This window comes from Segeticoccus rhizosphaerae, assembly GCF_009192725.1.
In the GTDB taxonomy this organism is placed as follows: domain Bacteria; phylum Actinomycetota; class Actinomycetes; order Actinomycetales; family Dermatophilaceae; genus Segeticoccus; species Segeticoccus rhizosphaerae.
The window spans coordinates 1-4,858 of sequence record NZ_VOHR01000282.1 but is presented as its reverse complement, the minus strand read 5'-3'; the positions used below and the strand labels follow the sequence as shown (position 1 = coordinate 4,858).

The 4,858-nt window shown below is 71.9% G+C and carries 3 protein-coding genes and 1 pseudogene; 1 reads left to right on the top strand and 3 read right to left on the bottom strand.

The genetic code is table 11. The features are described from left to right. The 3 genes from menD to FRW57_RS17225 all read right to left on the bottom strand — a co-directional run. Positions 1–1,405: 2-succinyl-5-enolpyruvyl-6-hydroxy-3-cyclohexene-1-carboxylic-acid synthase (gene menD, locus FRW57_RS17235; RefSeq protein ID WP_152186570.1), on the bottom strand; the 1,405-nt coding region annotated here is incomplete at its 3' end. Then, positions 1,402–2,352, bottom strand: a complete 951-nt coding sequence (locus tag FRW57_RS17230; RefSeq protein WP_137120663.1) for an aldose 1-epimerase family protein — start codon at positions 2,350–2,352, stop codon at positions 1,402–1,404. The genes menD and FRW57_RS17230, both read right to left, overlap by 4 nt. 57 nt (positions 2,353–2,409) lie before the next feature. Beyond that, entirely contained in the window at positions 2,410–4,041 is a 1,632-nt protein-coding gene (locus FRW57_RS17225) for an AMP-binding protein (RefSeq protein ID WP_137120664.1), read from the bottom strand. Between the two features lie 97 nt (positions 4,042–4,138). On the opposite strand from FRW57_RS17225, the pseudogene FRW57_RS17220 reads away from it, so the two are divergent. Further along, positions 4,139–4,858, top strand: a pseudogene (locus FRW57_RS17220) (helicase-associated domain-containing protein); the annotation flags it as partial.

Here is a 4,858-nt window from a genome sequence, read left to right as displayed (position 1 = left end):
CCGCCGCCCCTGCGTCCGCCGGGTCACCCTCTGGTGTCGCGCCCTCGGTCGGCGCGGCCCCCCGCGCCAGCGCGATCCCGACCGCCGTGGAGACGCAGCCGTCGATGCCTGCCAGGCCGCGGTTCGCCAGCACCTCGAGGTCGTGGTTGCCGTGGCCCGGCGACACGGCCAGGTCGAGGTCACGCACCGGGTTGGACGACCCCAGGAACAACAGGGCCCGATCAGGGAGAGAGGCGAGCAGCGTTTCGGCCAGCGCGAGTCCGGACGGCCAGGCCGCATCATCGGCCAGGACGGCGCGGCCGGCCTCGTCGACGCACTTGCCGGCCTGGGTCCACTCGGTGAGCCACTGGGGGTCGTGCTCCTGCAGCGCCGGATCCAGCTGGTGGAAATCGCGCCAGCTCCAGACGTGCGCCGCCTGCGCGCTCGGGTCGGACCACTGGTCCCGCGTCGTGACGACGTGCAGCTCGACCCCGGCACGCCGGACCAGGGCCGCGACGGCACGCGAGAGCGTGACCCGTCCGACGACCACGACGTGGTCGGGGGCGTGGGCATCCACCCACTCCGTCGCGGTCAGCAGCAACGGTCCGCGCGGGAGCACGCTGCCCTCGTCACCGTCGCAGGAGGCTCCGAACGGCTCGGCCACCGCCGGCCAGCCGACACGTGCGGCCACGGCCGCCGCCTCCGCAGCCATCCAGGGCTGAGGGAGGTCTCCGATGACGACCAGGGTGCGGGCCCCTGCCGCGAAGTGGCTGTTGTGACCCGACGGGACGCGGTAAGAGACCCACGCCCGTCCGTCGGGACGCCCGGCCAGGGACTCCGGCCAGCCGGAATCCGCTTCCACCACGGCCGGATCGGGCACGAGCGGCTCTCGCAGCGGCACGTTGAGGTGGACCGGCCCGGCTCCGAGCTCGTTCAGCCCGCCGACGGCGGCGGCACGCGCACGCGCGACGACCGATCGCCATACGGCGTTCTGCCCGGCCCGACGCTCCGGCGCGCCGAGGTCGTGCGACCAGCGCACCGCCCCACCGAAGATCCCGACCTGGTCGGTCGTCTGGTTGGCTCCCGTGCCGCGCAGCTCCGGCGGACGGTCCGCCGTGATGAGCAGCAGCGCGACGCCGGCGTGGTGCGCCTCGAGGACGGCCGGGTGCAGGTTCGCCACGGCTGTGCCCGACGTCGTGACGACCGGCACGACACCGCCGCCGCCCTTGACCAGGCCGAGGGCGAGGAAACCGGCGGAGCGCTCGTCGACGCGCACGTGCAGGCGCAACCTGCCGGCGCGTTCGGCCTCCTGCAGCGCGTAGGCCAGCGGCGCGGAACGGGAGCCCGGGCAGAGCACCGCCTCCCGGACCCCACCACGCACCAGCTCGTCGACGAGCACGGTCGCCAGGGCGGTGGACGGGTTCACGACGCAGCGGCCGGGGTGATGCCCCACGAGGCCGAGAACTCGGCGCCGGGCTTGAGCGTGAGCAGCCCGGTGCCGGAGTTGAGCGCGTCCGCGGGGCAGGTCATCGGCTCCACCGCGACCCCGCTGGTGCGGCGCAGCGGCTCGGAGAGCGTGTCACCGGTGAAGACCTGTGCCCAGGGGTAGGCCGCCGCGTCCGCCCACAGCGTCGTCTTCACGCCGGTGCCGTCGCCGCCGGCGGGTCGCTCGATCGAGACCCGCCAGCGACCGTCCGAATCTGCCTCGAGATCGGTGAAGGCGTTGTCCAGGACGGCGTTGCCGATCGGTCGCCCACCGCGGTAGTCCAGCTCGGTGCCCTCCAGCGGAGACGTCCCGCAGGGGATCAGCCGCTCGTCCACGTCGACCGAGGTGACCGCCGGCACCGTCAGGGTGAGCTCATCGACGCGCGCCTCCGTCGCCGTGAGATAGGGGTGGGCCCCGAAGCCGAAGGGAGCGGGCGTCATACCGACGTTGCGGGCGTGCGGTGTCACGGTGAGCCCCTCGTCATCGAGGAGATAGCCGACCGTGAGGTCGAGGCTCCAGGACCAGCCCTGCTGGGGGCGCAGCCGACACGCCACCGTGAGCGACGCGTCCGAGCGGTCCGCGACCGACCAGAGCGACCAGCGCACGAGGCCGTGGATCGCGTGGTGCCGCGGCGGTTCCGTGAGCGCGAGCTGGAGCTCCTTGCCCTCCTCGAAGGAGTAGCGTCCGTCGCGCACCCGGTTGGGCCAGGGCATCAACAGCTGTCCGCGACCGCCCGAGCACTGCTCGTCCACGGCGTAGCCGTGCACCACGTCCCGCCCGGCATGCGTGTAGCTGCGCAGTCCCCCGCCGACCTCCACCACGACGGCCTCGTGCTCGCCGTGCCGGATCGTCCACTGCTCACCACTCGGACTGGCTGCGGTCTCCATGCCGCCGACCCTATGACTCCGCCGCGCCGCTCGCGAGTGACGTACGGCGGGCGCCTCTCAGGACCCGCCCAACAGCTCCGTCGCGCGCTCGCGCATCTCGACCTTGCGGATCTTGCCGGTCACCGTCATCGGGAACTCCTCGACGACGTGGACGTAGCGCGGGATCTTGTAGTGCGCCAGCCTGCCGGTGCAGAACTCCCTGACGTCGTCGGCGGTGAGCGGATCCTGTCCGGGCTTGAGGATCACCCAGGCCATCAGCTCCTCGCCGTACTTCTCGTCGGGCACGCCGATCACCTGCACGTCCGCGATCGCGGGGTGGGTGTAGAGGAACTCCTCGATCTCACGCGGGTAGACGTTCTCCCCACCACGGATCACCATGTCCTTGATCCGCCCCACGATCGACACGTAGCCCTCGTCGTCCATCGTCGCGAGGTCGCCCGTGTGCATCCACCGGGCGGCGTCGATCACCTCGGCCGTCTTGTCCGGTTGGCCCCAGTAGCCGAGCATGACGCTCGTGCCACGGGTGCACAGCTCCCCCGGCTCGCCACGCGGCAGGGTGCGGCCGTTCACCGGGTCCACGACCTTCACCTCGATGTGCGGCATCACCCGCCCGACCGTCTCGGTGCGGCGGGCGAGGTCGTCGTCGACCCGGGTCATCGTCGAGACCGGCGAGGTCTCGGTCATCCCGTAGCAGATCGCCACCTCGTCCATGTTCATCTCGGCCACCACCCGCTTCATCACCTCGACGGGACAGGGCGATCCGGCCATGATGCCGGTGCGCAGGGCGGACACGTCATACGAGCTGAAGTCTGCCAGCCCCATCTCGGCGATGAACATCGTCGGCACGCCGTAGAGGCTGGTGCAGCGCTCGTCCTGGACCGCCTTCAGCGTCGCCGCCGGCTCGAAGGACGGCGCGGGGATCACCATGCACGACCCGTGCGACGTGGCCGCCAGGTTGCCCATGACCATGCCGAAGCAGTGGTAGAAGGGCACCGGCAGGCAGATCCGGTCCTGCTCGCTGTAGCCCACCAGCTCGCCCACGAAGTAGCCGTTGTTGAGGATGTTGTGGTGCGACAGGGTCGCGCCCTTGGGGAACCCCGTGGTGCCCGAGGTGTATTGGATGTTGATCGGGTCATCGGCGGTGAGCGTCACCATCCGGTCCGTGAGCTGTTGCCGGTCCACCGTGGAACCCGCCGCCACCAGCTCGTCCCAGCTCGGTTCGCCGATGTAGACCACGTCGGTCAGGTCGGGGCAGTCGCCGCGGACCTGGTCGACCATCGACCGGTAGTCGGAGGTCTTGTGCCGGACCGCGCTGACCAGCATCCGCATGCCCGACTGCTTGACGACGTAGGCCAGCTCGTGTGACCGGTAGGCCGGGTTGACGTTGACCAGGATCGCGCCGATCTTGGCCGTGGCGTACTGCAGCAGGGTCCACTCGGCACCGTTGGGCGACCAGATGCCGATCCGGTCCCCTGCCGCGACCCCCCGGGCGAGCAGCCCGAGCGCCAACGCGTCCACGTCCCGGTCGAACTCGGCGTAGGTCCACCGCCGACCGCTCGGCACGTCGACGAGGGCCTCACGGTCGGGGAAGCTGGCGGCCGTGCGGACCAGGTTGTCGCCGATCGTGTCGCCCAGCAGGGGCGAGTCCGACGTGCCGGACGCGTAGGACGGTTGGGCAGGAGCGGACACGGGGCCTCCAGGGTCGAAGCGGTGCTGGCCCCTCCATCTTTGGCACCGGGCGCCCTCTGGGCAAGCACCCGTCCCGGATCCGGATAGCGTATGACGAGTGCCTGCCTCACGTGCGTCCCGTCGCTCCCCCTCCCGGAGCCTGGCCGAGGACGTCCGGTCGCGCAGTGACGAGGAGCTGCGCGACCTGGTCCGATCGCGTCCGGACCTGGCCCGGCCCGCGCCGGCCGACCTCACCAGCCTGGCCGCCCGCTCCAGCACCCGCGCCAGTCTGCAGCGCGCCCTCGACACCCTCGACCGGGGCCACCTGCAGGTGATCGAGGCGCTGCTGGTCACCGGCGAGCCGGACGAGCGACAGACCGCGGCGCTGATGGGCATCTCGGTGTCGGCACTACGTCCCTTCCTCGACCGGCTGTGGCGGATCGCGTTGCTGTGGCGCAGCCCCGAGGGCCTGCGCGTGGTGCGCACGGTGGCCGAGCTGATCGGCCCCCATCCGGCAGGTATCGGGCCACCTGCAGCCGATCTGCGTGCCGGCGACAGCGCTGCGGGACAGGCCGTCACCACACCGGCGGGCGCTGACCTCGAGAAGTCGGTCGCGATGTCCTCCCCCGAGGCCCGGGCGATCCTGGACCGCCTCACCTGGGGTCCACCGGTGGGTGTGCTCACGCCCGAGGGACCCCTGGCTCGAGCCGGCCGCGAGCTGGTGACGGCCGGACTGCTCGTCCCGACCGCCGACGACCAGGTGATGCTCCCGCGCGAGGTCGCCCTGCACCTGCGGCACGGGCGCCTGCACCGCGAGCCCCGCCTCGAGCCGCCGCCT